Source organism: Brevibacterium sp. LE-L, from assembly GCF_050214925.1.
Classification (GTDB): Bacteria; Actinomycetota; Actinomycetes; order Actinomycetales; family Brevibacteriaceae; genus Brevibacterium.
Map to the genome: position 1 here is coordinate 2,514,168 of NZ_CP189759.1, position 20,546 is coordinate 2,534,713.

General features: G+C 61.6%; 20 protein-coding genes, 1 tRNA gene and 1 pseudogene. 9 read left to right on the forward strand and 13 right to left on the reverse strand.

Annotation, left to right across the window (positions count from 1 at the left end; all coding sequences use genetic code 11):
* Positions 1 to 462 precede the first annotated feature (462 nt).
* The 6 genes from ACQE2J_RS11290 (at position 463) to ACQE2J_RS11315 (ending at position 6,972) form a co-directional block, all read left to right on the forward strand.
* Entirely contained in the window at positions 463 to 1,920 is a 1,458-nt protein-coding gene (locus ACQE2J_RS11290) for a YcaO-like family protein (protein ID WP_426936349.1), read from the forward strand.
* A 446-nt stretch (positions 1,921 to 2,366) separates the two neighbouring features.
* Positions 2,367 to 3,293 carry a hypothetical protein gene (locus ACQE2J_RS11295; RefSeq protein WP_426936350.1) on the forward strand — a complete coding sequence of 309 codons (927 nt, stop codon included), beginning with the start codon at positions 2,367 to 2,369 and terminating at the stop codon, positions 3,291 to 3,293.
* A gap of 43 nt (positions 3,294 to 3,336) precedes the next feature.
* The gene (locus ACQE2J_RS11300; RefSeq protein ID WP_426936351.1) at positions 3,337 to 4,107 is read left to right on the forward strand and encodes a hypothetical protein; all 771 of its coding nucleotides are present in this window, start codon (positions 3,337 to 3,339) and stop codon (positions 4,105 to 4,107) included.
* A 241-nt stretch (positions 4,108 to 4,348) separates the two neighbouring features.
* Positions 4,349 to 5,044 carry a SagB/ThcOx family dehydrogenase gene (locus ACQE2J_RS11305; RefSeq protein ID WP_426936352.1) on the forward strand — a complete coding sequence of 232 codons (696 nt, stop codon included), beginning with the start codon at positions 4,349 to 4,351 and terminating at the stop codon, positions 5,042 to 5,044.
* Between the two features lie 155 nt (positions 5,045 to 5,199).
* Entirely contained in the window at positions 5,200 to 5,787 is a 588-nt protein-coding gene (locus ACQE2J_RS11310) for a CPBP family intramembrane glutamic endopeptidase (protein ID WP_426936353.1), read from the forward strand.
* A gap of 69 nt (positions 5,788 to 5,856) precedes the next feature.
* The gene (locus ACQE2J_RS11315) at positions 5,857 to 6,972 is read left to right on the forward strand and encodes a hypothetical protein (protein ID WP_426936354.1); all 1,116 of its coding nucleotides are present in this window, start codon (positions 5,857 to 5,859) and stop codon (positions 6,970 to 6,972) included.
* Between the two features lie 289 nt (positions 6,973 to 7,261).
* On the opposite strand, the gene ACQE2J_RS11320 is transcribed toward ACQE2J_RS11315, so the two are convergent.
* Positions 7,262 to 7,393, reverse strand: a complete 132-nt coding sequence (locus tag ACQE2J_RS11320) for a hypothetical protein (protein ID WP_426936355.1) — start codon at positions 7,391 to 7,393, stop codon at positions 7,262 to 7,264.
* Positions 7,394 to 7,702: 309 nt separating this feature from the next.
* On the opposite strand from ACQE2J_RS11320, the gene ACQE2J_RS11325 reads away from it, so the two are divergent.
* Both ACQE2J_RS11325 and ACQE2J_RS11330 read left to right on the forward strand, forming a co-directional pair.
* On the forward strand, positions 7,703 to 8,350 hold the full coding sequence (locus ACQE2J_RS11325) for a recombinase family protein (RefSeq protein WP_426936356.1): 648 nt from the start codon (positions 7,703 to 7,705) through the stop codon (positions 8,348 to 8,350).
* Positions 8,351 to 8,468: 118 nt separating this feature from the next.
* Positions 8,469 to 8,864 carry a hypothetical protein gene (locus ACQE2J_RS11330; RefSeq protein ID WP_426936357.1) on the forward strand — a complete coding sequence of 132 codons (396 nt, stop codon included), beginning with the start codon at positions 8,469 to 8,471 and terminating at the stop codon, positions 8,862 to 8,864.
* Positions 8,865 to 9,085: 221 nt separating this feature from the next.
* Here the strand turns inward: ACQE2J_RS11330 and ACQE2J_RS11335 are convergent.
* The 7 genes from ACQE2J_RS11335 to ACQE2J_RS11365 all read right to left on the reverse strand — a co-directional run bounded on the left by ACQE2J_RS11335 (position 9,086) and on the right by ACQE2J_RS11365 (position 15,297).
* Positions 9,086 to 9,162 (reverse strand) — tRNA-Ile (locus ACQE2J_RS11335).
* A gap of 93 nt (positions 9,163 to 9,255) precedes the next feature.
* Positions 9,256 to 10,524, reverse strand: a complete 1,269-nt coding sequence (locus tag ACQE2J_RS11340; protein WP_426936358.1) for an EAL domain-containing protein — start codon at positions 10,522 to 10,524, stop codon at positions 9,256 to 9,258.
* A gap of 137 nt (positions 10,525 to 10,661) precedes the next feature.
* Positions 10,662 to 12,083, reverse strand: a complete 1,422-nt coding sequence (locus ACQE2J_RS11345; protein ID WP_426937512.1) for an MFS transporter — start codon at positions 12,081 to 12,083, stop codon at positions 10,662 to 10,664.
* Positions 12,084 to 12,169: 86 nt separating this feature from the next.
* Positions 12,170 to 12,958 carry an LLM class flavin-dependent oxidoreductase gene (locus tag ACQE2J_RS11350; RefSeq protein ID WP_426936359.1) on the reverse strand — a complete coding sequence of 263 codons (789 nt, stop codon included), beginning with the start codon at positions 12,956 to 12,958 and terminating at the stop codon, positions 12,170 to 12,172.
* A 71-nt stretch (positions 12,959 to 13,029) separates the two neighbouring features.
* Positions 13,030 to 13,584, reverse strand: a complete 555-nt coding sequence (locus tag ACQE2J_RS11355; RefSeq protein ID WP_426936360.1) for a TetR/AcrR family transcriptional regulator — start codon at positions 13,582 to 13,584, stop codon at positions 13,030 to 13,032.
* On the reverse strand, positions 13,581 to 14,252 hold the full coding sequence (locus ACQE2J_RS11360) for a polysaccharide deacetylase family protein (RefSeq protein ID WP_426936361.1): 672 nt from the start codon (positions 14,250 to 14,252) through the stop codon (positions 13,581 to 13,583). Before ACQE2J_RS11360 ends, ACQE2J_RS11355 begins: the two co-directional genes overlap by 4 nt.
* Positions 14,253 to 14,436: 184 nt before the next feature.
* The gene (locus ACQE2J_RS11365; protein WP_426936362.1) at positions 14,437 to 15,297 is read right to left on the reverse strand and encodes a hypothetical protein; all 861 of its coding nucleotides are present in this window, start codon (positions 15,295 to 15,297) and stop codon (positions 14,437 to 14,439) included.
* Between ACQE2J_RS11365 and ACQE2J_RS11370 the strand changes: the two genes are divergently transcribed.
* Positions 15,290 to 15,511 (forward strand): hypothetical protein, encoded by a 222-nt coding sequence (locus tag ACQE2J_RS11370; RefSeq protein ID WP_426937539.1) that lies wholly within the window; start codon positions 15,290 to 15,292, stop codon positions 15,509 to 15,511. The genes ACQE2J_RS11365 and ACQE2J_RS11370 overlap by 8 nt on opposite strands.
* 186 nt (positions 15,512 to 15,697) lie before the next feature.
* Here the strand turns inward: ACQE2J_RS11370 and ACQE2J_RS11375 are convergent.
* The 5 genes and pseudogenes from ACQE2J_RS11375 to ACQE2J_RS11395 all read right to left on the reverse strand — a co-directional run.
* Positions 15,698 to 16,117 (reverse strand): annotated as a pseudogene (locus ACQE2J_RS11375) (relaxase/mobilization nuclease domain-containing protein); the annotation flags it as partial.
* Positions 16,114 to 16,644, reverse strand: a complete 531-nt coding sequence (locus ACQE2J_RS11380) for a plasmid mobilization protein (RefSeq protein WP_426936363.1) — start codon at positions 16,642 to 16,644, stop codon at positions 16,114 to 16,116. The gene ACQE2J_RS11380 and the pseudogene ACQE2J_RS11375, both read right to left, overlap by 4 nt.
* Positions 16,641 to 18,065: a Rep family protein gene (locus tag ACQE2J_RS11385; protein WP_426937513.1), complete on the reverse strand. Its 1,425-nt coding sequence runs from the start codon at positions 18,063 to 18,065 to the stop codon at positions 16,641 to 16,643. Before ACQE2J_RS11385 ends, ACQE2J_RS11380 begins: the two co-directional genes overlap by 4 nt.
* Positions 18,066 to 18,383: 318 nt before the next feature.
* Complete coding sequence (locus ACQE2J_RS11390) at positions 18,384 to 18,641, reverse strand: hypothetical protein (protein WP_426936364.1); 258 nt, start codon at positions 18,639 to 18,641, stop codon at positions 18,384 to 18,386.
* 397 nt (positions 18,642 to 19,038) lie between these two features.
* On the reverse strand, positions 19,039 to 20,448 hold the full coding sequence (locus ACQE2J_RS11395) for a recombinase family protein (protein ID WP_426936365.1): 1,410 nt from the start codon (positions 20,446 to 20,448) through the stop codon (positions 19,039 to 19,041).
* Between the last annotated feature and the right edge of the window lie 98 nt (positions 20,449 to 20,546).

The window sequence follows — 20,546 nt, forward strand, 5'->3', positions numbered from 1 at the left end:
CAATGTTTGCTGAGCCTCGCAGCTGCGATCAACTGGCGAATCTATTACCATTACTGCAGGTCAGAGCGTTGCACATGCGGATCGGTACATCGTACGGGCTGATTCTGACGGCATTCATCTGTTGAATGAACCGGTATGGCTCTATAAAGTAAGCAACGCGTAGTTTCATTTATTTTGTTAAGGAACTGCGTGCACCACCACAGTGAAACAACTATCAAAGTAAGGAGAGCGTCCAATGCTAAGTTCACTCGGACGAGCAGAAGACAAGCACTTCACCACTGAGAACACAGTTGCCCCTGGCGGCTGGTGCTGCACCTGCTGCTGCTGGTGCAATAACAGCATCTTCTCATTCTGATGCTGTGTGGCTGGGTGGAGTCTAGTAGTTCCACCCAGCCATTCACCAGGATTGAAGAAAGATAGAGACAACCAAGCCATTTGGAATATGCTGAAAGGACGTCGTTGATGCTTGAGGAACGAGTCATCAATCATTCGCTCCCATGGGCACCGGCGCGCAACACAGGTGAACGTGCGCGAGGTCTCGAAGAACTGCTGACGGTATACAGCCCGTTTGGAGCAATCCGCAACGTGTTGACCTCATTTCGCTCGAGTGTGGGGCCGTATGGCTACCAGGGGTCAGCGACACCGATGTCGCTCGACCATCAGCTGCGTCGAATGTTGGGTATGTCCGGCATATCGGCTGGGTTGGATCGCGACATCTATGGTGGAGGCAAGGGGCTGATCTTCGCCGATTCTGTGGCGTCGTCCCTTGGTGAGGCAGTCGAGAGAATGCTCGGATCATTCTCCTCACTGCAGACTGTGGACTCGCGTGATCGAATGACCGCATCCGCCGCGGAGATGCGCGCAGCCGGACTTCACCATGTATGTCCCGAAGACTATGACTCGTACTCCGATGAACAGCTGGACTCCCCCGGATTTCTCTTCCAGAGATGGACGGATGGGACGAGACTGGTCTGGCATCGTGGACAGAACCTCATCACCGGCGATGATCATTGGGTGCCGGCCCAGTTCGTACATCTGTTCTACATCTCCTCGCCGGAGGAGCTCCGAGTGGGCTCGTCGAGCTCCGGAGGGCTTGCCACCCATGTCACGAGGGAGCAATCGCTGGCGCATGGATTGTTGGAAGTCGTTGAGCGGGACGGGCTGAATGTCGCGTGGTTCTCGAAGATTCCACTGTCCGTCGTCGACATCGACACGGACTTCGAGGATCCGCTCATCGACGAATGGCTCGACAGTGCGCGCAGAGTTGGGCTCGACATCACCTTCTATGTCCATCGCATGGACATGCCGGAGTTCTTCGTCGTCACAGCTGCTGGCATCGAGCCGGGTCTGAGTTCAGGTATGTACGTCGCAGGAGGTGGTGTGGGATTGCGTCTGGAAGACGCCATCCGAAGCGCGCTGGCTGAGGTGGTGCAGGCCGAGCGCATGGCACGCAGCGCTCAGCTGACTCCTGACTGGGAGCTGACGATGGGTGTGGAGAAGCGATTCGGGATCGAACCGGATGCGGTGCCCTCCGATTTCACGAACTTCATTCAGGTCGTCGATTACTACGGCTATCCACAGAATCAGAGCAAGCTCGATTGGTTCTTCAGGAATCCCGATATGGCGCAAATCAAACTGAGCGAAAATCAACCGCCGAAATCGCAGAACTCCGAGCTGTCCGACATCCTCGCTCTGTACGAGAAGTACGGTCTCACACCGATCGCCTTCGATTTGACACCCAGTGACTTCGACCGAATCAAGACGACGAAGGTCTTCGTGCCAGAGCTTGCCCCAGCCTTTCCGCCGAACAATCCGCAGCTCGGCCATCGGCGATACCGTGACGTCCCTCAGAAGCTCGGCCTGATCGATCGCCCGTGGACGTTCGACGACATGCCGACCGACCCCCTTCCTTACCCATGATGAATACACATTCGACCTCGCAGCCGACCGAAACGACCTCCAATGCTCGTCACAGGAACGCAGGAATCATCCTGATACTTGTGGCATTCGCTCTCAAGCTCCCGCTTGTCGTGCTGACCGCGGTGTATCCGACTGGAGCAGGTGACATAGTGCCTGACTCGGGTGGGACTGTCGTCAGCGGACTGGGAAACACTGCATTCCTTCTGTCTGCGGCAGTGCTCGTCTACTTGCGCAGGTGGGTAGGAATGGCTGTTGCAGCTGTGCTCGTCATCGGTTCCACAATCGGTGGAATCCAACTGCTCAATGATGGCTCCGTAGTGTGGGGCGCTCTCCAACTCGCGACAAATGCGCTCGCGGCGATAGGTATCGTCTGGGCGTTGGCCACGGGTGCACTCCGCGGCTCTCGCTGGTAATCCGACTGATTATCCACTGAACAGAGGAAACTAATGTTGAAAACAGAATCGCTGAGTCCGCAGGATCAGCTTGTCATCAATCCCGCCGTCTCGATCATCCGTGGCAGCGATGACGAGATCATGTCTCGATTTGGATCGCGGTCGCGCTCGTCCTACCGAATCACGGACACGAATGGTCACGGAGTGCTTGCCGACTTCGTCAGAGCGTTCGTCCGTCCGGCCATCCCTGCGGAGGTTGCTGCGCACTTCGGGATCAACGATGACACTCGGCAGGAGTTCATCGAGAAGCTCACCGAGGGCTCCCTCCTCATTTCGCCGGAACAAGTTCGGTACAGCCAACTCATCAGTGGCATGCACATCACCCCGGAGCGCGATGATCAGGTCCTGACCGTCGTCGGAACAGGGCGCATGGCCGAATCCGTGGCAGGGAATCTGACCGATCTCACATCGTCTGAGATCGAGATCAGCCACGACGCCGAGAGGGCTTTCGACGAGAGCGATTTCGTCGTGGTGTGCGCTGACCGCCTAGATCAGGCGTTCTTCTATGACGCTGACGAATACGCTCGGATCTCTGAGACTCCGTGGCATCTATCGTATCTCGATGGAGCCGAGATCGTCGTCGGTCCGACCTTCATCCCTGGCTCGACGACGAACTACTTCGATCGTGACACTCTGGACGAGTCTGCTCGTACTTTGCGGTTCGAGCACCAGTACATGGCATCGGCCAGTCCGGACATCGAAGCTGACGCCCCGATTCCCCTGTTCATCGCACAGATGGCTGCGGGGTGGACGACGGCGGCAGTCGCACAACATCTCTGGGGACCGGGATCGTTCCTCGAAGATCATGTGCTGCGAATTGATCTCGAACGAATGCAAGTCATCCGTGATCGTGTTCTTCGCCTGGCCCGAAACCCTGTGACTGTGGGATCGCGACCCGACCTGCGCCACCCATTCATCTGAGGAGGACTGACCTGTGCGTAGACCAGAAGACCAGCTCAGGCGAATGCTCGAACAGACGTTGGTGCCTCCGACCACGGTCGACGAACTGGATCCAGACACCATCGATGCAGCGACGAGCCGCTGGGGAAGCTCCACCGGAAACCTCGCGGAGACATATTCCGTGAATTCTGTGCTCACTCATGCGTCGGCGCAGAGGATCGCCGATCGTAAAGAAGTGGAGACCATCACGGATTTCTACTTCACGACTGCAGGATCGGGATTTGATCAGCTGACATCCCAAGAATCACGTTGGTTGTTGCCCCAGAGTGAGTATCCACCAGCAGTGCAAGCGCTTCTTTGTCCGTTGAACGAGAACCCGGCCTTGATCGCTGCGCTGTTCTCGACCGAAGTGCTCTTCATCGATCGAGGCAAGCTGTGGAGGGTTGTCCCCAATCGACCAGGAGCCGTCCTCGAGGGCGATTTCACAGACGCGGACGCTGAGACGCTTGACGAGGGACTCTTTCAGACGGACACCGAGAGCTTCAGACCAGCCATCTTCCTGGTCAACCATCTCGGCAGGTCGTCCTATCTGACCGGCGACCGAGCCTTTCGCAATTCGACCTTGGCGAGCGGCATGTTGCTCGGAGCCGCGTGGGAGCACGGTCGGGCAGCTCAGCTCCCGATCGCCACAGCGAACGCCTTCATCGATTCGGCCGTCAATGAGGCACTTCGTTGCGACGGAGTGGAACGCGCCGCCATGGCAGTGATTCTTCTGCCGGCCGACTCCGACTCCGAAGACAGCTCTCACGCAGGAGGCGAACACCATGACCACTGACGTAACTCCCGAAACTGACCTGACAGAGCATAGACGTGACACGGATGACGTGCTGACAACGGCCCTGGAAGCGTGGATTCAGGCACGGACGACTGCGAGGACGACCGAGACGAAGGACGTGGCGGAGGAACTACTCAGAAGCCTTGAGGATATTCTCGAGTCCGAGCAGGACCCCACTCTTGCTCGAGTCCTGAGAAGGGTCCTCGGGCGATCGGTCGGTGAGTTCTTCACCTCGAAGTCGATGAGCACCCAGCTGCCTGAGGACCTGATCCGATTCGCACGTCCTGATCCATCGGCCCTGGACCTCGGGGACGTCGATCTGCCCGACGTCAGCCTCGCCGATGTGCTTGCCGACCGGAGGTCGGTGCGAGATTTCGCCAAGGGCCCGCTCGACAAGAGCGAGCTCAGTGGAGTTCTGCGCATGGCGGCCGCTAAGAACGGCAGCGAAGACGGGTACGGAACTCGCGACCTTCCGCTGGTCCCCTATCCGAGCATCGGCGGTCTGGACAGCAATGTCCTCGGCGTCATCGTCAACAATGTTGAAGGTGTCGAAGCCGGCTACTATCGATACGATGCGATCAGCCACGGGTTGGTGCCAGTCAAGCGCGGCGACATGCGACTGATTCTTCAGCGAAATACGTTCGAGACAGAATGGATCTTCTTCGCTCCCGTCGTCTTCGTGCTCAACAACTGCCAGTCGAAGGTGAGTTGGAAGTACATGACACGGGGTTACCGCATCTCGCATATGGATCAAGGCGCGTTGCTCCAGAACCTCTACCTGTCAGCAACAGCTCATAAGTTCGGTGCCTGCGCAGTCGCCGGTTTCCTCGACGACGATCTTGACGAGGCGCTGGGCAATGCGGGAACCGATCAGTTCGTCTCGGCGTTGGTGGCGATGGGACGTCCGCTGGAATACGGAAGACCAGACCTCGAATGACCGGAGTTCTGCCTCCATGGATCTCATCTTCTTTGAGCCTGTGGAGCATTCCGATGATCGCCCTCGGAGCGGCGACAATCGTATGTGTCTGGCTGATCCCCCGTGCACGACCCAGCCTCCCGGTCATCGCCCCGCTCGTTCTCGGAGTCGCATGCATGGCGGTCAGCACCGTGATCCTGCCCACACGCGGATCGAGTGCGGTCGTCACCGGGCTGGTTGGGGCCACTGTCCATCTGGTGTGGCAGTTTCCGCTGATGGTGCTCGTAGCGATAGCCATCGGGCGACTCAGTTTCGCTCTTGAACGATGGATGTTGTCGCTGCGCCGACAGACGGACGAGGACGCCAATCTGCCTGCAGCGCTGCAGGGCTTCGACATCCCGAACAGAGGCGAGAGCATGCTCGGTATCGCAGGAGTGGCAACTCGCCCTCTCCTGTTCAGTCTGCTGACCGCGGTGACTGTGATCGGTGAGGAGCTGTTCTTCCGAGGGCTGTTCCTGACTCATGGGTTCGGACCCGACGGACATAGCCTACTACTCGTCATCGGGGTACAAGCGGTGCTCTACGCCCTGACCCACGTGGTGTTCGGTGTGGCCACCGTGGCAGGCAAGATCGTGCTCGGGATCGGGCTGGGAGCAGGAGCCATGGTCGCCGGGCTGTTCGTCGCCATTATCGGACATGCCGTCTATCAGTATTGGGTCTACCAGCAGTTCGAGCCACTACGTAAGCAGAAGTCTCGCTCCTGACTGTCGAGACCTCGACGTGAACAGTTCCGATTCTTGGAACGATGAAGTCAGGGAGAAAGATTGGAACCCGTGAATACATCGAACACTCAGTACGCCGTGGGCCCCATGGTCGACTGTTCCATGGCTCTAGGTGGCTATCGTGAACGATTGACGGATTCGGTGGTCGCCGCGCCGACCGCTATTGTCGAGGCCCTCCGCCGCCATGGTGTTGGAGCCATTCATTCGACGAGTTCGACGTGGGAAGAATATTGGGCGTTCCGGCAGATCGCCACCGAGAGCGGCGGCCCAGTCGTCAGCGGTGGTGGAGCAGCTGTCACCGACGAATCGCCGGTATCTCACCGTCTTCGTTGGATTCGTTCGCAGGATGACATCAGACGAGCAGTATTCACGACCCGCAGTGAAGATCGTGCATGGATCACAGTTCAGAGCTCTTCTCGGGACTTCGTCCAGGCCGTTGCGACTGAGGCTAGGAAGAATAATGTGAGAGTGGCTTTGCGAGGCTCCGGCAACTGTGCTGACTGCCTCGCACAGGGCGACATGTTTCTCGGCTTCATCCGGCTGCTGTCTCGATCAGCGGTCGCGCATCCTCTGGATACTCTTGTGGAGTGGGAGTCCCACGATGGAATAGAACGTGGCCGACAGTTGGCACAGATGCTCGGTGAACGTGGGGTCGGCATTACCACCGAGTTGGTCAGCCATCGACGATCAGTGTTCGTCCGTGAAGGATTGAATACTCCGTTCTTGGAGACTCTCGAACCGATTCTTCCACACACCAGGCACATCAGAGAGATGAATCGTACGGGAGGCTATCTCGCCGGTAAACGAGAGCTGAAGAAGAGCACCGGTTTGGCTGAACCCAACCGACAGATGGCCAAACGGGCACAGGCCGGCTGGAACGGTGTCCTCGAAGCATGCGAGGCCACCCATCAGTCTGTGCGTCTGCTTCCAGGAAGCCGTGCGCCGCAGATCACTACGGTTCCCGGATACAGCTTCAAGGAAGAGCTGGCGATACTGGCCCATCTGGGCTGCTCTCTCGACTACGTGCTCGACAGCGCCACAGAGAGCGCGAGGATGTTTCTTGAAATTCCTGAGGATGCAGGGCAACGACTCATCTCCGACGACACAGGTCAAGACGACGATCCGACGCGGCTTCTGCTTTCTCTTCGAGTGGCTACTTCCCAATAGGCCGCAGAGGTGTTCGACGCGACGAACAGATAGCTGCTACGGCGGCCCGTCACCATGGTGACGGGCCGTTGCGCTAAATCTACGACTCTTGAGCGCGGCGCTCTCGAATCAATGCCCATACCAGCGAGCCCACGATGTGCGTGATCACGCATCCACTCAGTACGGTGGATTGCGCTGATTCCCAGTTCGCTTCCTTCGAGTTGACCGAGCAGTCGACGGTCGGAGGAAAACACGATATCTCGTATGAGAATCCGGTCTCCGGGGGTACGTTCTCTGGAGGCGCAGGGCATCACTCAGGAGCAGTGTCACCGCGCTTGAGCAGGGCCATCTGCAGTGACCACGTGTCTACCATCTCGGCAATTGCGATGAGGATTCCGATGATCGCGAGGCTCAGCGGAGTGAAGAATCTTCTGACGGACATGCTCCTGAGACCACCGTTTTAGACCTTGAAGTCTCTTGGCCGCTTCAGCGTCCCACGTGAAGTAAGTCGGAGTCTTCCATTTTCTGTTGGGGTTCAACAGCAACATATCCGAATCACCTCCCATGTCTTTAGCAGGCCACGAACCACCGGTACCCATGCAGTCTGTCGACGCACACCTGCTCAGGCAAGATCAGGCGGTTTCAAGAACCGCCAAACCTAGAGTCCAAGCAAGTATTGCGTAATCGCTTTGCCACGAAATCCAAGGAGCTCTGGAGTTGCCTTAACATGCCAACCAATCAGGGAGTGACCATGAACGCGCACACCGTCGCCTATGTCCGAGTCAGCTCGGCCGACCAGAACGAAGCCCGCCGGCTCAGAGCGCTCGACGCAGCAGGCGGATACGACAAACTGTTCACCGAGAAGATCAGCGCCAAAGAGCGCAAGCGCTCCGCGCTAGAGGCCATGCTCGGACACGTCCGCGAGGGTGACGTGGTGAAAGTCAAGTCGATTGACCGCCTCACACGGTCAACGACAGATCTACTCTCCATCGTCCAAGAACTCAGCGACAAAGACGTGAGTGTCGAGTTCATCGACACCCCCGACATGAACGTCAGAACCGGACAGGGCCGCTTCATGCTCACCGTCATGGGCGCATTCGCAGAGCTGGAACGCACCACTATTCGAGAGAGGCAATCCGAGGGCATCGAGATAGCCAAGGCTCAGGGCCGCTTCGCCAAGAAGCAAGCACTCACCCCCGAGCAGGTGGAAGAAGCCGCCCAGCGGCGCGAGGCATGCGTGCCACTCTCCGAACTACCCGAAGAGCTAGGCGTGAGTCGTCAGGTGGCACGTGGATCACATGCGGTAAAAACGAACGGCCCTGCAGCGGTTCGAATGGGCCACGTTCGTGCCACATGTTCAGCCGCCAACACGGACGGCATCGGCGCTGCTGTGGTGTGATTAGTGGATGAACGAAAGCTTCTATATTGCTGTGGTAACTGTGGCCCCCGTCCTCTTGCTCGGCACAGTTCTAGCATTCCGAATCCCCGACGGTGGGGGTAGAGCCAGGCGCTTTTTCTTGAGCTACAGTCTCGTGTTTGCCGTGCTCGGAATTGTCGGCACTGCGACATCCTTGCTCGCCGCGCTTTACGCGCTTATGGGTCAGACTGACCTGCCGCAACCTATCAATATCCTAATGTGGGGTGCACTCTCTTGGCTCACAGCGATCAACGTCATCCGGGTAGTAGAACCGTTTATCAGTGGGTTAGTTCTCGTGGACCAGCAGGCGAAGATGGACAAACTCAGTGCGAAGAAAGCTCGTCTGCAAGGGCAGATTGAGCAAATTGAAGCGCAGACCAGAGGGCTCTGGGAATATGCGGCAGTCCTGGAAGCTCAGGCTGGAATCGGCCCCCACGAACGCCGCCGCCTCATTAGAACTTCCCGGCAAACACGTCTGCTAACGAAGCGCCGCTGACTGCGGTGTGCCGTGTGGCGTTTAGAGGGGTGCGCCACAGCAGGCGAGCTGGCCGACCTGCAAACCCTCAACTCCGCAACAACTCTGCAAGTCAGTCTGAGAATCGACCGTGACACGCCGGTAAAATTGAGAGCCGGAACCGATTGTGTATCAGTTCGTTCCGAGCAGTGACCAAGCCCCGATCTCCCTTGTATTTACTGGGATCGCGGGGCTTTTCGTGGTGGTGCCCCCGGTCGGACTTGAACCGACGGCCAAGGAATTATGAGTTCCCTGCTCTAACCAGCTGAGCTACGGGGGCCAGCCGAGACAACATTAGCACCATCGGTGCCCCCCTGCCCCATTCGGATCACACGCGCATTCGGTCGAGCCGAGACGCACCGCCTCCACGGTCTCAGGCCGGCAGATTCGCCGTCGCGGTGAGAGGGGCGACGCGGGTGAGAACGCTGCGTGCCGCGTCGACGCATGTGTAGCGGTCGGTCGTGATGTAGACGTCGAAGACGGTCTGTCCGTCGCTGCCCGGGTCGTTGCGTTTCGATGCCGCGACCATGCCCGACCAGTCAGGTCCGACTACGACGACTCCGTGTTCATTGCGCATGGGATCGGAGGCGTCGACGAGTCCGGTCCGCACACCACGGATGGGTGGTCCGTCGAACCCGCCGGAGAACATAGCGGTCAGGCCCACGGTGTCACGGATCTTCTCGTACCGAAGTCGTGTCGCCTCGGAGAATCCGTCGTCCTCCCCGAACACTCCCAGGGTGATCGTCGCGGTTCCCGACGCCAGAGCGCGTTCTTCCAATGCCGCGATCTGCGCGATGAGGAGTTCGCGGTTCATCACCAGCGGTTCACGCCGCAGTCCCTGCGAGATCGAATACGGAGTCCCCAGTGCCGGCAGATTGCGTGAGTAGTGCGAGACGAGGGCGTCTTCACTCGGTTCGGAGAACGGCTGCGGCTGTTTCGTAGCCTCACCGAAGTAGGGTCCGGACATGAACCGTGCCCCCAGTGCACGCACACGGTCCAGATCGTCTTCGGTCTCGACGCCGTCGGCGAGGATGACGGCTCCTGTGCGTTCGAGATGGGCATGGAGCAGGCGATTGAGCTCAGCCAGATGTGACTCGCAGTCGATGTGCAGAACGTCCGGATGGAGTCCGACGACTGAGGGATTGACCAGCGGGACGAAGGAGGTGCTGCGCAGATCGGCGCCGACCGATGACATGCCCACTCCCCACCCCAGCGCACGCGCCGAGCGCACTGAGCGCAGAACCGAGGCCGGGGACGATGCGACCCGGTTGGCGTCGAGCTGCAGGATGACTGAGCGGTCGGGTTCCCCGCTGCGATCCTCGAGAGTCGCAAAGGATTCGGCCTCGGCGTGGAGGAACAGGCGGTTAGACTTCGGCAGTCCCGCACCTTCTGCGGTACGCAGTGCCGAATCCCGCAGAGAGGCGTCGATATCACCGGTGATCGTGGAGGCGCGCATGGCGTGGCGCAGGTTCTCCGATTCGGCGCGACCCAGCTCCGGATCACCCGTGGGGGCCTGCAGGATCTGATGGCCGACCCGATGGAAAGTCAGTGCGTCGACGACGGGGGCGAAATAGGTTTCGATCCCGCCCGAACGCACGAGTTCCTCGAGCGCAAGCTCGTCATCGGGTATGGGCTCGACCACTGTGTATCCTTCCATGGGCTGATGTGCGTTCACAGTCTTCCATATTCGGACACAGCGGATTGTCTAAAATCCGTAACATTATTGCGCTGACAGCTGAGGGCGTTCTCTTAATCGCCGGACGCGGTGCGATCGGCGGTTCATACGCGGCGAGGGCCGCCTCGGCGGACTTCGATGAGACCGACGAATCCGGCGAGGACGACAATGACGACGATAGCGGCGAACGCCCCGATCATCCCCCAATGCCAATTGCTCATCGCAGTGATCGAGAACGCCAGAGCAGTCATGATGGCCAATCCCATCGAGGTGCCGATGCGCTGCCCCGTCTGGAGCACTCCCCCGGAAGATCCGGCGTATCGCAGCGGGACTTCCTGCAGAGTCAGGGTTTGGTTGGGGCTGATGACCATGCCCTGAGCGGTGCCGATGAACGCCAAGGTGAGCAGCATCCACCATTCGCTGCCGATGCCCTGGGACAGCAGTGCGACGACGCCGATCGTGGCCACCAGACCGACAAGGCAGAGGGCGATCCCCCACACTACGAGGCGACGCCCGATCTGAAAGACGAACCGTCCGGAGACGTCGGCGGAGACCGCTGAGAGCAGTGCGGCCGGCAGACCGATCATGCCCGCGGCGAGCGCCGAATGTCCCAGACCCTGCTGCATGTACATAGCGACGAGGACCCAGACGCTTGTGACTCCGAGGAAGTAGAGGGCGATGATGATCGACCCATTGCTGAAGCTGCGGATGCGGAAGAGATCGAGGTCGACCATCGGCGGTCGGCCCATTCGCGCATAACGGCGTTCCCACCACGTCCACAGCCAGATCGCGCCGACACCGAGCGGGAGGGAGAGCCAGATGAACCAACCCAGCGAAGATTCGACGAAGGGCAGAAGGATGAGGAGCACTCCGACCCCGAGGAGGACAACTCCCACCGGGTCGAGGTCCTTGTTGCCCTCGGCACTCTTCGCGCTCTGTTCGACGGCGGGTCGCCAAGCGCCGCTCGGCAGCCAGATCCGGGCGAGGACGAGCGAAGCAATGGCAAAGGGCACATTGACCAGGAAGGTCGCCCTCCAGCCGAGGTCACCGCCGAACAGCGCGATGAGGGCGCCGCCGAGCACCGGGCCGATGGCCACAGACAGTCCGACGGTGGTGCCCATCAGCCCGAAGGCACGACCGCGCGGCGGCCCCTGGAAGTACTGCTGCAGCAGGCCCACGACCTGTGGGTTGAGAAATCCCGAGCCCAGCCCCATGGTCACACGGGAGATGTTGAGCGTCAGCGGATCGGGGGCGATCCCTGCCACCAGAGAAGACACCCCGAAGAGGCCCACGCCGATGACGAACAATTGGCCGCGCCCGAAGACATCACCGGCTCGTCCCGCGGCGACGAGGACGACACCGAAGGAGAGCGCATATCCGGTGAGCACCCACTGCAGAGCCGATGCGGACGCGTCGATATCGGCGGCGATGGAGGGCAGGACGACGTTGATGCTGGAGACGGACAGCAGCGACATGAAGAGGGGAACGAGGCCGATGATGAGGATGCGCTTCTGCGTCTGCGTCATCTTCGTGCTCTCGCTCACTCGGTCTCCCCTGTTATGTGTCGTTCCGTCTCATCATACGTTCGCGGATGGTTACTCGGACCCGGTCTTCAGCGTTCGTGGGCGGACACCCAGCCGAGAGCCGGCGCGACGTGCTCGGCAAAGGACTCAAGGAGGTGCAGATTGTAGTCGACTCCCAGCTGGCTGGGGATCGTGAGCATGAGGGTATCGGCGGCTGCGATCGCCGCATCGGCCCTGAGCTCTTCGATCAGTCTGTCCGGCTCACCCGCGTATGTGCGGCCGAACGTCGAGCGAGTGTCATCGATGATCCCGATCTGGTCTCCCTGCCCGGCGCTGCGTCGCCCGAAGTAGAGGTCGTCGAGGTCGGTGGTGATCGGGAAGATGCTGCGGCTGACGGATACTCTCGGCGTCCAGCCATGCCCGACCTCGCTCCACACTGCCCGGTATCGTTCGATCTGCTCTGCTTGCAGGTCGCCGAAGGCGGCGCCGGTCGCTTCGGTGAGCAGGGTCGAGCTCATCAGGTTCACGCCCATCTGTGCCGCCCATTCGGCGGTCGACGCAGAACCTGCGCCCCACCAGATGCGACGGTCGAGTCCGGGCGAATGCGGTTCGACGCGCAGGCGCGCTCCGGGGCCGAACTGCTGCGGATCGGCGGAGGCGAGTTCCTCGCCGCGGATGGCGCGGAGGAAGCGATCGAACTTCTCTCGGGCCATGTTCGCTGCCTTCGGCTCGGTGTGGTCCTCGTAGCCGAAGGCTTCCCAACCCCGCAGGGCCGGTTCCGGCGAACCGCGGCTGATTCCCAACGCCAGTCTCTGGTCAGAGAGCAGATCGAGGGCGGCGGCCTCCTCGGCGAGGTAGAGCGGGTTCTCATACCGCATGTCAGCGTTGTGACACTTGATCTCTAGTGCGCGGTCGGGCGGCAGCAGGTGAATTCTTGTGGCCCGACGAGCTACACAACCAGGTTCACCGCGTCGTCGAACGCCCGGCGAAGCAGGGCAGAGGTCGAACTGGGCGTCGCCCCAGGCGATGCCCAGGTCATCTGGAACAGTCCGATCGCCATAGCCGCGGCAGCCTCGCACTGTCTGTCGTCACCGGCGAAGTACTCACCCGCCACGAGTGATTCCGTGAGCTGTCCCCGCCAGGTTCGAGTGAGTTCGAGCGCTGACGAACGGATCCCGGGCGAGGACTGCAGGATTCGGAACGCCATCCCTTCGCGCGAGCCCGGATCGAGCATCTCGACAGCGTCACACATGGCTTCGCGCAGCGCGACCCAGGCCGACGCCTCGACCCGTTCGCGCACCATCGCTGCCACGCCTTGGCCGAACTGTGCGATGTGGTCGAGCACGAGGGAGTCGCGGGAGGCCACGTAGCGGAAGAACGTCGGCCGAGAGACTCCGCATGCCTGGATCAGCTCGTCGGTCGTGACCTCGGCGTAGCCGTGAGCAAGGAAGAGTTCGAGAGCGATTCGGTCGATCTGGTCTCGACTGGTAACCCGCGGTCTCATCCGATGAGCTCCGAGACGGTAACGAACCGGTAGCCCTGCTCCTTCAGCTGATCGATGACGGGGCCGATAGCCTCCTGTGTTGCCGTCCGGCCGAACCAGGGATGGAGCAGGATGATCGACCCCGGGCGCGTGTTCTCGACCGTGGCACTGACGAGATCCCCGGTGCTCTGCGGATCGCCGGACCAGTCTTCGTAGGCGACGTCCCATGTGACGGTGAGGCGATCGTGCTCTGCCAGATAGAGCGGCAGGGCCAGGAGCTTCTTGCCGTGCGGGGGTCGGAAGGTCAGCGGGCCGTCGTACCCAGTGGCGCGGATCGCCTCGTCGGTCGGCTCGATCTCTTCGGCGACCGTCTCCGGCGAGACGAAGGCCATGGACCGATGGCTCCACGTGTGATTGCCGATCTCGTGCCCGTCGTCGATGATGCGCTGCATGGTCGTTGGGTTGCCCTCGACGTCCTTGCCGTTGACGTAGAAGGTCGCTGGCACGTCGCGGTCCTCGAGCACGTCGAGAACGGCGTCGGCGTCTGCATCCGTGGGGCCGTCGTCGAAGGTGAGCGCCACGACCTTCTCGTCTGTCTCCACTCGACTGACGAGTTCGCCGGCGATCTGCCATGAGCGCGTCTGGATGACACGCTTGGTGCCGTAGCTGAATACCAGCAGGAGGACCACGATGACTGCGACGGCGACTACGAGTTTCTTGCGGCGTCGTTTTCGTCGGCTCGGATATTGCGTGCCACTAGAGTTTTGAGACATAGTATCTATTGAAAGGTGCGTTGCACCCTCAAGTCAAACCTCAACCCTTTAGGACCACCGACGACGTGGGCCGATTGGCTTCAGCCCTCAGTGACATGGCTCAGTTCCGCCACTTCGGCATCCCGCGGCCCTTCCAGGTCTCCACGAGGCCGGCGGCCCACCGGATGGACGCGAAGAGACCGTAGCCGGCCCCGGCGAGGCCCACGGCGACCACGAGCCACCGCCCGATGCCCAGCCACACGTTCCCGTCCACGTCCAGCGCCCACTGAGCGCCCGTGATGAGACCGGCGATGCTCATCCAGAGCCCGGCGACGACCACGACCACCGGCAGGAGGACGAGGCACATCGCGGCCGCGGCCGACCAGAGCTGACGTGCCTCCAGCTTCGCCGTGGCGGCGATGATCCGCTCGGCCCGATCGTTCGAGGCGTCGAGGTTCGCCGTCATCGTGGCCGAGGCCTCCCCGGCGACCTGCTCGACGGCCTTCTCGACCCGCTCGTCGGTACGCCTCTCGATCCGCTGCATCGCTCCGCCGACCTTGCTCACCAGTGCCCTGTTCTCGTCAGCCTGCGCCTTGAGCCCCTCAATCGCCGAGGCCGTAGCCGCGTGAACCTTCTGCGCCTCGGCGATCAAACTCTGCGAGGCGGCGCGCAGCCGCTTCCCGTCGAGACTCTGCACGAACTCGCTGAGCGTCTGCTCGATCTCGGTCAGCCTGCTCTCGACGCTCTCGATCTGCGGTGACCTGTTGACGGACGGCTGCGAGGTCGACGGCAGGGCCTTCAGCTCCTCCTTGACGGTTTCCTCGATCGCGATCCGCAGATACGACTTCAGTCCGTTCACGGCCTTCGTATGCCTGTTGACTGCGGCGATGACGTGGGCGTTCGTAGGCTCCGACAGACTCGACGCCGTCGAGCTCGGCTCGGTCTCCTGCTGCTCGTTCCTCATCTCGTCGAGAATGCTCACTGTCCTGCTCCTTCTGGCGATTGCTCTCATGGAAATCAAAAACCTGCTGTGCACCCTCAGCGATGAACTCGGGCGTCAGCCCGGAGGCTTTCTTCCGGCCGAGCTTGCCGTTGTCGGCCCGGCGCATCTTGTACGTCCAGCCGTCACGCTGGGTCTCTGCGAGAGCGACGCCATGCTCTTCGAGTACCTCGGTGAATCCCGTCCGGTCCACTGACCGCTTGTCCCGCAGCGAGGCGGCGACCTTGTCGCCGAGGATGCGCTCGAATCCGCCCGACGCGAAGTCCTCCCGGCGCTGCGACCAGTCCGGCCTGGCCTGCTCCGGCGATGGGAGGACCTGACAGCCCTCGTCGCGCATCAGCTCGTCGTTGGCCTGGCGCAGACCGTTCTTCCACGACGTGTTCCGCTGCAGCGACTTCCCGGTGAGGTTGTCGTGGTTGATGACGTAGATGTGGTTGTGAAGGTGCCCGCCGGCCGAGTCGGCGTGGGTGACCACGAGGTGATCAGCCGAGTGCATCCGCTCCGCGAGCTTCACGCCCAGCTCATTGACCCGCTGCACGTGCCCCCGGTCGTTCTTGTCGAACTCGTCAGGCGAGAAATTCTGCGTGTACGAGTACAGCTCGTTCTTCCGCCCGTGAGCCTTGGTCAGCACCTCAGCACGGGCTACGAACGCCTCTGGTGTCTCGACGGTGCACGACACCGCCGCGGCTCGATCGGTGCCATTCTGGACGTGCTCGGCACGCTTGTCCTTGTCGTTGCCGTACAGCGCGTACCCGACCGAGTCGCCGGCGGACCGTGACGGCTTCACATTGACCGTACTCATAGCACCGTCCGATCTCCGAGCTGTGCTCGCACAGCATCCATCGAGACCATGACCTCGCGCAGCAGATCGTCGTCGACGGCACCACCGCGACGCACCGCTTGGTTCAAGTTGACCCCGACCCGGCGCACCTGCTCGACCACCTGGCCGAGCTCCGGCGACGGCGCTGAGGTTGCGACAGCCTCCATCTGCCCGAGACCGTCTCTGCGAGAGTCCAAGGCATCGAGAATGACCGTGCGCGCCCACTTGCTCGGCTTCACGCCGAGCGTGCGAGCACGTCGACGAACCGCTTCGCGCTCCGCCTTCGTGACCCGCACGTCGACGCTCACATCGCGATTCGCCTGGGGCTCATCGACTCCGTGACCATCATCGGTGTTGGGAGCCGTACGGTCAGGGCCAGCAGGGTACTTGTCCGACAAATCGCTGGCGCTCTCGTCGTCCAAGTACCGCTGGCATCCGTCCTCGGTCGCTTCGCTCCCTGCGGGCGGAGGGGAGAGCCGGCCCTCATCGAGGACATGGAACGTGCTCATGACGCACCTCCCGCGGCCATCGCCAACGGCACGTCGGGGCTACGCACCGCGAGTCCGCTAAGCAGCTCGACGACCGCGTTCTCTGCGTCGTGCTCGGCAGAAGACTCTGGGCCGTAGGTCAGCTCGCGCGAGCCAACTCTCTGGTGGTACATGTTGCCGTGCACGCCCGGCGAATGCGCGGCAGTCGGGAGGCTGCACTGATGCCACTCGTAGGGCTCGACCTTCCCGATGTGCTGCACGAGATAGCGGTTGATGTCGTCGGCACGGAAGACCTTCACGACCGAGGCCAGTCGGCGGATGAACTGGTCCAGCGCCTCGTCCACGTTGCCCTTCTGGCGGGCATAGTAGAAGAACTCGACCGGCTCGATCGTCGCCGTGATGACGATCAGGCGCGGTGCCACCTCGCCCTTGTTCCTGTAACGCGCCTTCGCGGGTGACGCGTTGTACGGATCGAGCAGCAGCAACCAGTCGTTCGCGTCCATAGCTGAAGCGCGCAGATCGTCGAGCAGCAGGACCTCCTCCCCATGCCAGTCATCGAGGGGATTCCCGGTCGCGGCGCGGTAGACCTGCCACCGCTCGCCGTGGGCATTCGCGGCATTGATCGAGGCCGTGATGAAGTCCGTGGCGAACCGGGTCTTACCAATCCCGGCGTCCCCGTGAACGAACACGACGTGCGTCGAGAAGGCACCGGCCCGAAGATTCGCTGCCGCCCGGTACGCCCGGCGCTGGCCGTAGGCCGAGAGGGCATCGTCGATCTCTCGCTGATGCCGCGAGTAGATGTCGAACAGCTCATCGGTGAGCATGATCTGATCACGCGTGATCTCGCCCTGGAGCACCCGATCGCGCATGTCCTCGAAGTCCTCGGCCACGCGCTTCTTCTTCAGGTGGGCACGGCCCTTCAGCCATGCTTCACGGCGCTGGGCGTCGATCCCGAGGTAGTCAGGCCCGCGCACCGTGGCGACCTCGGCGGGCGCGTACTGGTGCTTGTCCGCGTACTTCGCATGCGTGAGGTAGCTCAGCATGTTGTCATGCGCGTACCGCCCGGCCTTCGGCTTCTCGACATACTGCGGCTCGACTCCGAGCAGATCGGCAAGCCGAGCGATCGGCGCACTCTTCGCGCGGTTCTTGAACTTGATGACTGCATGCAGGTGCGCGGGCTTCGGCTCCATCACGAGTGCCTGCTGAGCTTCGCTCCAGACCTCGCGCTCGTCCTTGTCGTGGATGATCCCGTAGGCCTCGACGACCTCGCCCCCGTTAGCCTCCAACCGCTGCACGAGGTAGGCGAGGATCGCCCCGGCATCCTGCTGGAGCAATGCAGCGCCGTTCGAATCGTTCAACGCCCAGGTCCAGTACTCCCGATCGAGGTACTGGGTGACGCCGATGCTCGTGGGATTGTTCTCCTGCTTAGCCACGGCGACCACCCCCGACCAGGGCTGCACAACTAGGTACTTTGAGAGCAAGGCGCCTAATTGACCCCCTATTGACCCCCAAATGAGACCCCAAATGACCCCGCGGATTCTCGGGGAGGCGGAACATGGGAACAGCCCTCTGACCAGGCAGTTCGTTGCAAAGCGCGGCAATCGACAAGCCCTTGCCGCGCCCGTAGGAACAAGTAGAGCTCCCGAAACTCTTGGAGGCTGAAACATCAGCGGGCAGCCCGCCTGCGGCGGGTGCCAGGTCAGGCCCTCCGGGCGAGGTCAGGTCGGCGAGAGCGATGGAACGAGGGTGGGGGTCGGCGCTCATCGGCGATCACCCCCAGAACGCTTCCCGTAGCGCTTGATGACGGCCTGGTGGGTAACGTCCAGGGCATCACCGATCCTCGCCCAGGTGACCCCGTCTGCACGGGCGTCAGCGACCGACAGCTCCACGACCTCTTCGAGGACGGAGCGGAGCACTCCGAGGTCGTGGAGCCGGGCCTCACTGTCGGCAAGGGACGAATCGCCCTGACGCCAACGGAAACCAAGGACGTGGTCGAATGCGGAGGCGTTGGCGCTCATGGCCGACCACCCCCGACCAGGGAAGCGACGACAGCCCTCTGTCGAGGGGTCAATGGGGTCTTAGCCAGGCGTTTACCGGCACGATGGCCAGCGGCACGGGCAACGGCAACGACGGGATCGTCACCATCATCGCGGGAAGGGAACCCCTTAGACCCCACTGGGGTCAGGGGAGGAAACAGATCGCTGGTGCAAGCGTCGTCGAGAACGACAGAAGACATGACGGAAAACCTCACGAATGAGTTCTTCCGGATCCCGTCGAGCGCTTACGACTGTGTTTACCGGCTAATTATCGGGGGCTCGTGCCGAGTTACTACCTCGGACCCCGGGGGATTCTCTATGTCTGCAACCATTCTCCCACGACTCGACTCACCATTGCAATGACGAGTCGACTCGTGAGTCAGTTGCGACGCGGATCGATCCGAATGAGGTCAGGGTCGAACTTCACGTGACCTGGGCTGATCGGCTCGATGGTCACCGTCACCAGCTCGTCCACGAGTAACCGGCGACGGTCCATGTCCCATGCATCCCACTTTCGATCTACAGCTTCGCGGCGCTGCACGGTGCCAACGGGATCGTCGATGTCGACCATGAAGTCCGCCGTCTGCGACACTGACCGATCATGCAGTTCGGCGTCGATCTCGACGATACGGGCCTTCACATCGTTGATCGCTTGCGTGATCTCGATAACGGGCTGACTGACGTCGCTCAGCAGGGGGCTCAGCTCGTTCACGCGTTCGACCAGGGCGTTGCGCTCCGTCAGTAGTGCCTCGCGGTCGACCCCGACGTCCTCCTTGGGTACGACCAGGTCGTGCACGTCCCCCGCAGATATTCTGGTGAGGACGGCTTCGGTCACCATCGCATCGACGGGCGCGCGCTGGCGCGAGAGGTGGAAGTGGTCGCCGCACCGGTAGGTGCCTACACCTTGACTGTTGGTGCCGGAGACGAGCGTTGCGTCGCACTTCCCGCACAGCCCAACCGATGACAGCAGGTACTTCGGCTGATTGCCCTGCCTGGCCGCACGCCTCACGTTATCCTCCAGTTTCGCCACCGCTGCCCGCCATGTCTGCTCGGCGACGATGGGCGGGAACCGGCCATCCGTGACGGGGTACAGCTCGCCCGTGGAGTACTTCTTGATGAAGCCAGCGTAAAGCGGGTTTCCGAGCAGATAGCGTACGGCGTCGGTGGAGAACACAGACCCGCGGGCAGTACGGTGACCAGCCGCGTTGAGATCCTCGCGGATGCGGCGGATGGACAGCGACGGCTCGCCGAGAAAGGAATCGAACGCACTGCGGACCGCCTCCGCCTGGTCGGGCACGACCTTGCCATCCTTCGTCCAGCCGAACGGTGTCCAGGCCGAGGCAGGCAGGCCCTCTGCCCGTCGACGGGCATTCGACCTGAGCTGGCGCTCGGACTTCCGCCTTGTCTCGAACCTCGCGATGGACGCCAGCATCGTCGCCCTGAACTCGCCGTCAGCCGTGGACAGGTCGATTTCGCCGTCCAGCGTGACGATCTTGAGCCCGTGGTCGATCAGGGTGTTGAGATCCTTCGTGCTCCGAAGCAGTCGATCCACGTCCACTGCGACGACCATGTCGATGTGGCCCGCATCGGCGTCGCGGAGCATTCTCGCCCAGTCAGTCTTGGGACCACGGGCCTTGGACGCGGACACTCCACTGTCCTCATAGACGTCGACGATCTTCCAACCACGTTCCTCGGCTCGACGTGCGATGACCTCCTTCTGAGTGCCAACCGACCAGCGCTCACCGGTGAAATCGACGGAGGCCCTGACGTACGCCGCAACTCTAGACATATCGCCAACGCTACAACCCAGAGATGTACTAGTCAGCTCGCTGGCGCAAGTGAGCGAAGACGCCGGCGCGCGAGGATCGCTGGCTGAATCGCCATCGG

Bases quoted from the DNA above. Each gene is read 5' to 3' on its own strand.
- ACQE2J_RS11295 (WP_426936350.1), top strand. From the start codon at position 2,367: ATGTTGAAAACAGAATCGCTGAGTCCGCAGGATCAGCTTGTCATCAAT.
- ACQE2J_RS11310 (WP_426936353.1), top strand. From the start codon at position 5,200: ATGGCGGTCAGCACCGTGATCCTGCCCACACGCGGATCGAGTGCGGTC.
- ACQE2J_RS11325 (WP_426936356.1), top strand. From the start codon at position 7,703: ATGAACGCGCACACCGTCGCCTATGTCCGAGTCAGCTCGGCCGACCAG.
- ACQE2J_RS11370 (WP_426937539.1), top strand. From the start codon at position 15,290: ATGCTCACTGTCCTGCTCCTTCTGGCGATTGCTCTCATGGAAATCAAA.
- ACQE2J_RS11380 (WP_426936363.1), bottom strand. From the start codon at position 16,644: ATGAGCACGTTCCATGTCCTCGATGAGGGCCGGCTCTCCCCTCCGCCC.
- ACQE2J_RS11290 (WP_426936349.1), top strand. From the start codon at position 463: ATGCTTGAGGAACGAGTCATCAATCATTCGCTCCCATGGGCACCGGCG.
- ACQE2J_RS11390 (WP_426936364.1), bottom strand. From the start codon at position 18,641: ATGAGCGCCAACGCCTCCGCATTCGACCACGTCCTTGGTTTCCGTTGG.
- ACQE2J_RS11345 (WP_426937512.1), bottom strand. From the start codon at position 12,083: ATGACGCAGACGCAGAAGCGCATCCTCATCATCGGCCTCGTTCCCCTC.
- ACQE2J_RS11305 (WP_426936352.1), top strand. From the start codon at position 4,349: ATGAGCACCCAGCTGCCTGAGGACCTGATCCGATTCGCACGTCCTGAT.
- ACQE2J_RS11395 (WP_426936365.1), bottom strand. From the start codon at position 20,448: ATGTCTAGAGTTGCGGCGTACGTCAGGGCCTCCGTCGATTTCACCGGT.
- ACQE2J_RS11320 (WP_426936355.1), bottom strand. From the start codon at position 7,393: ATGTCCGTCAGAAGATTCTTCACTCCGCTGAGCCTCGCGATCATCGGA.
- ACQE2J_RS11300 (WP_426936351.1), top strand. From the start codon at position 3,337: ATGCTCGAACAGACGTTGGTGCCTCCGACCACGGTCGACGAACTGGAT.
- ACQE2J_RS11350 (WP_426936359.1), bottom strand. From the start codon at position 12,958: ATGCGGTATGAGAACCCGCTCTACCTCGCCGAGGAGGCCGCCGCCCTC.
- ACQE2J_RS11355 (WP_426936360.1), bottom strand. From the start codon at position 13,584: ATGAGACCGCGGGTTACCAGTCGAGACCAGATCGACCGAATCGCTCTC.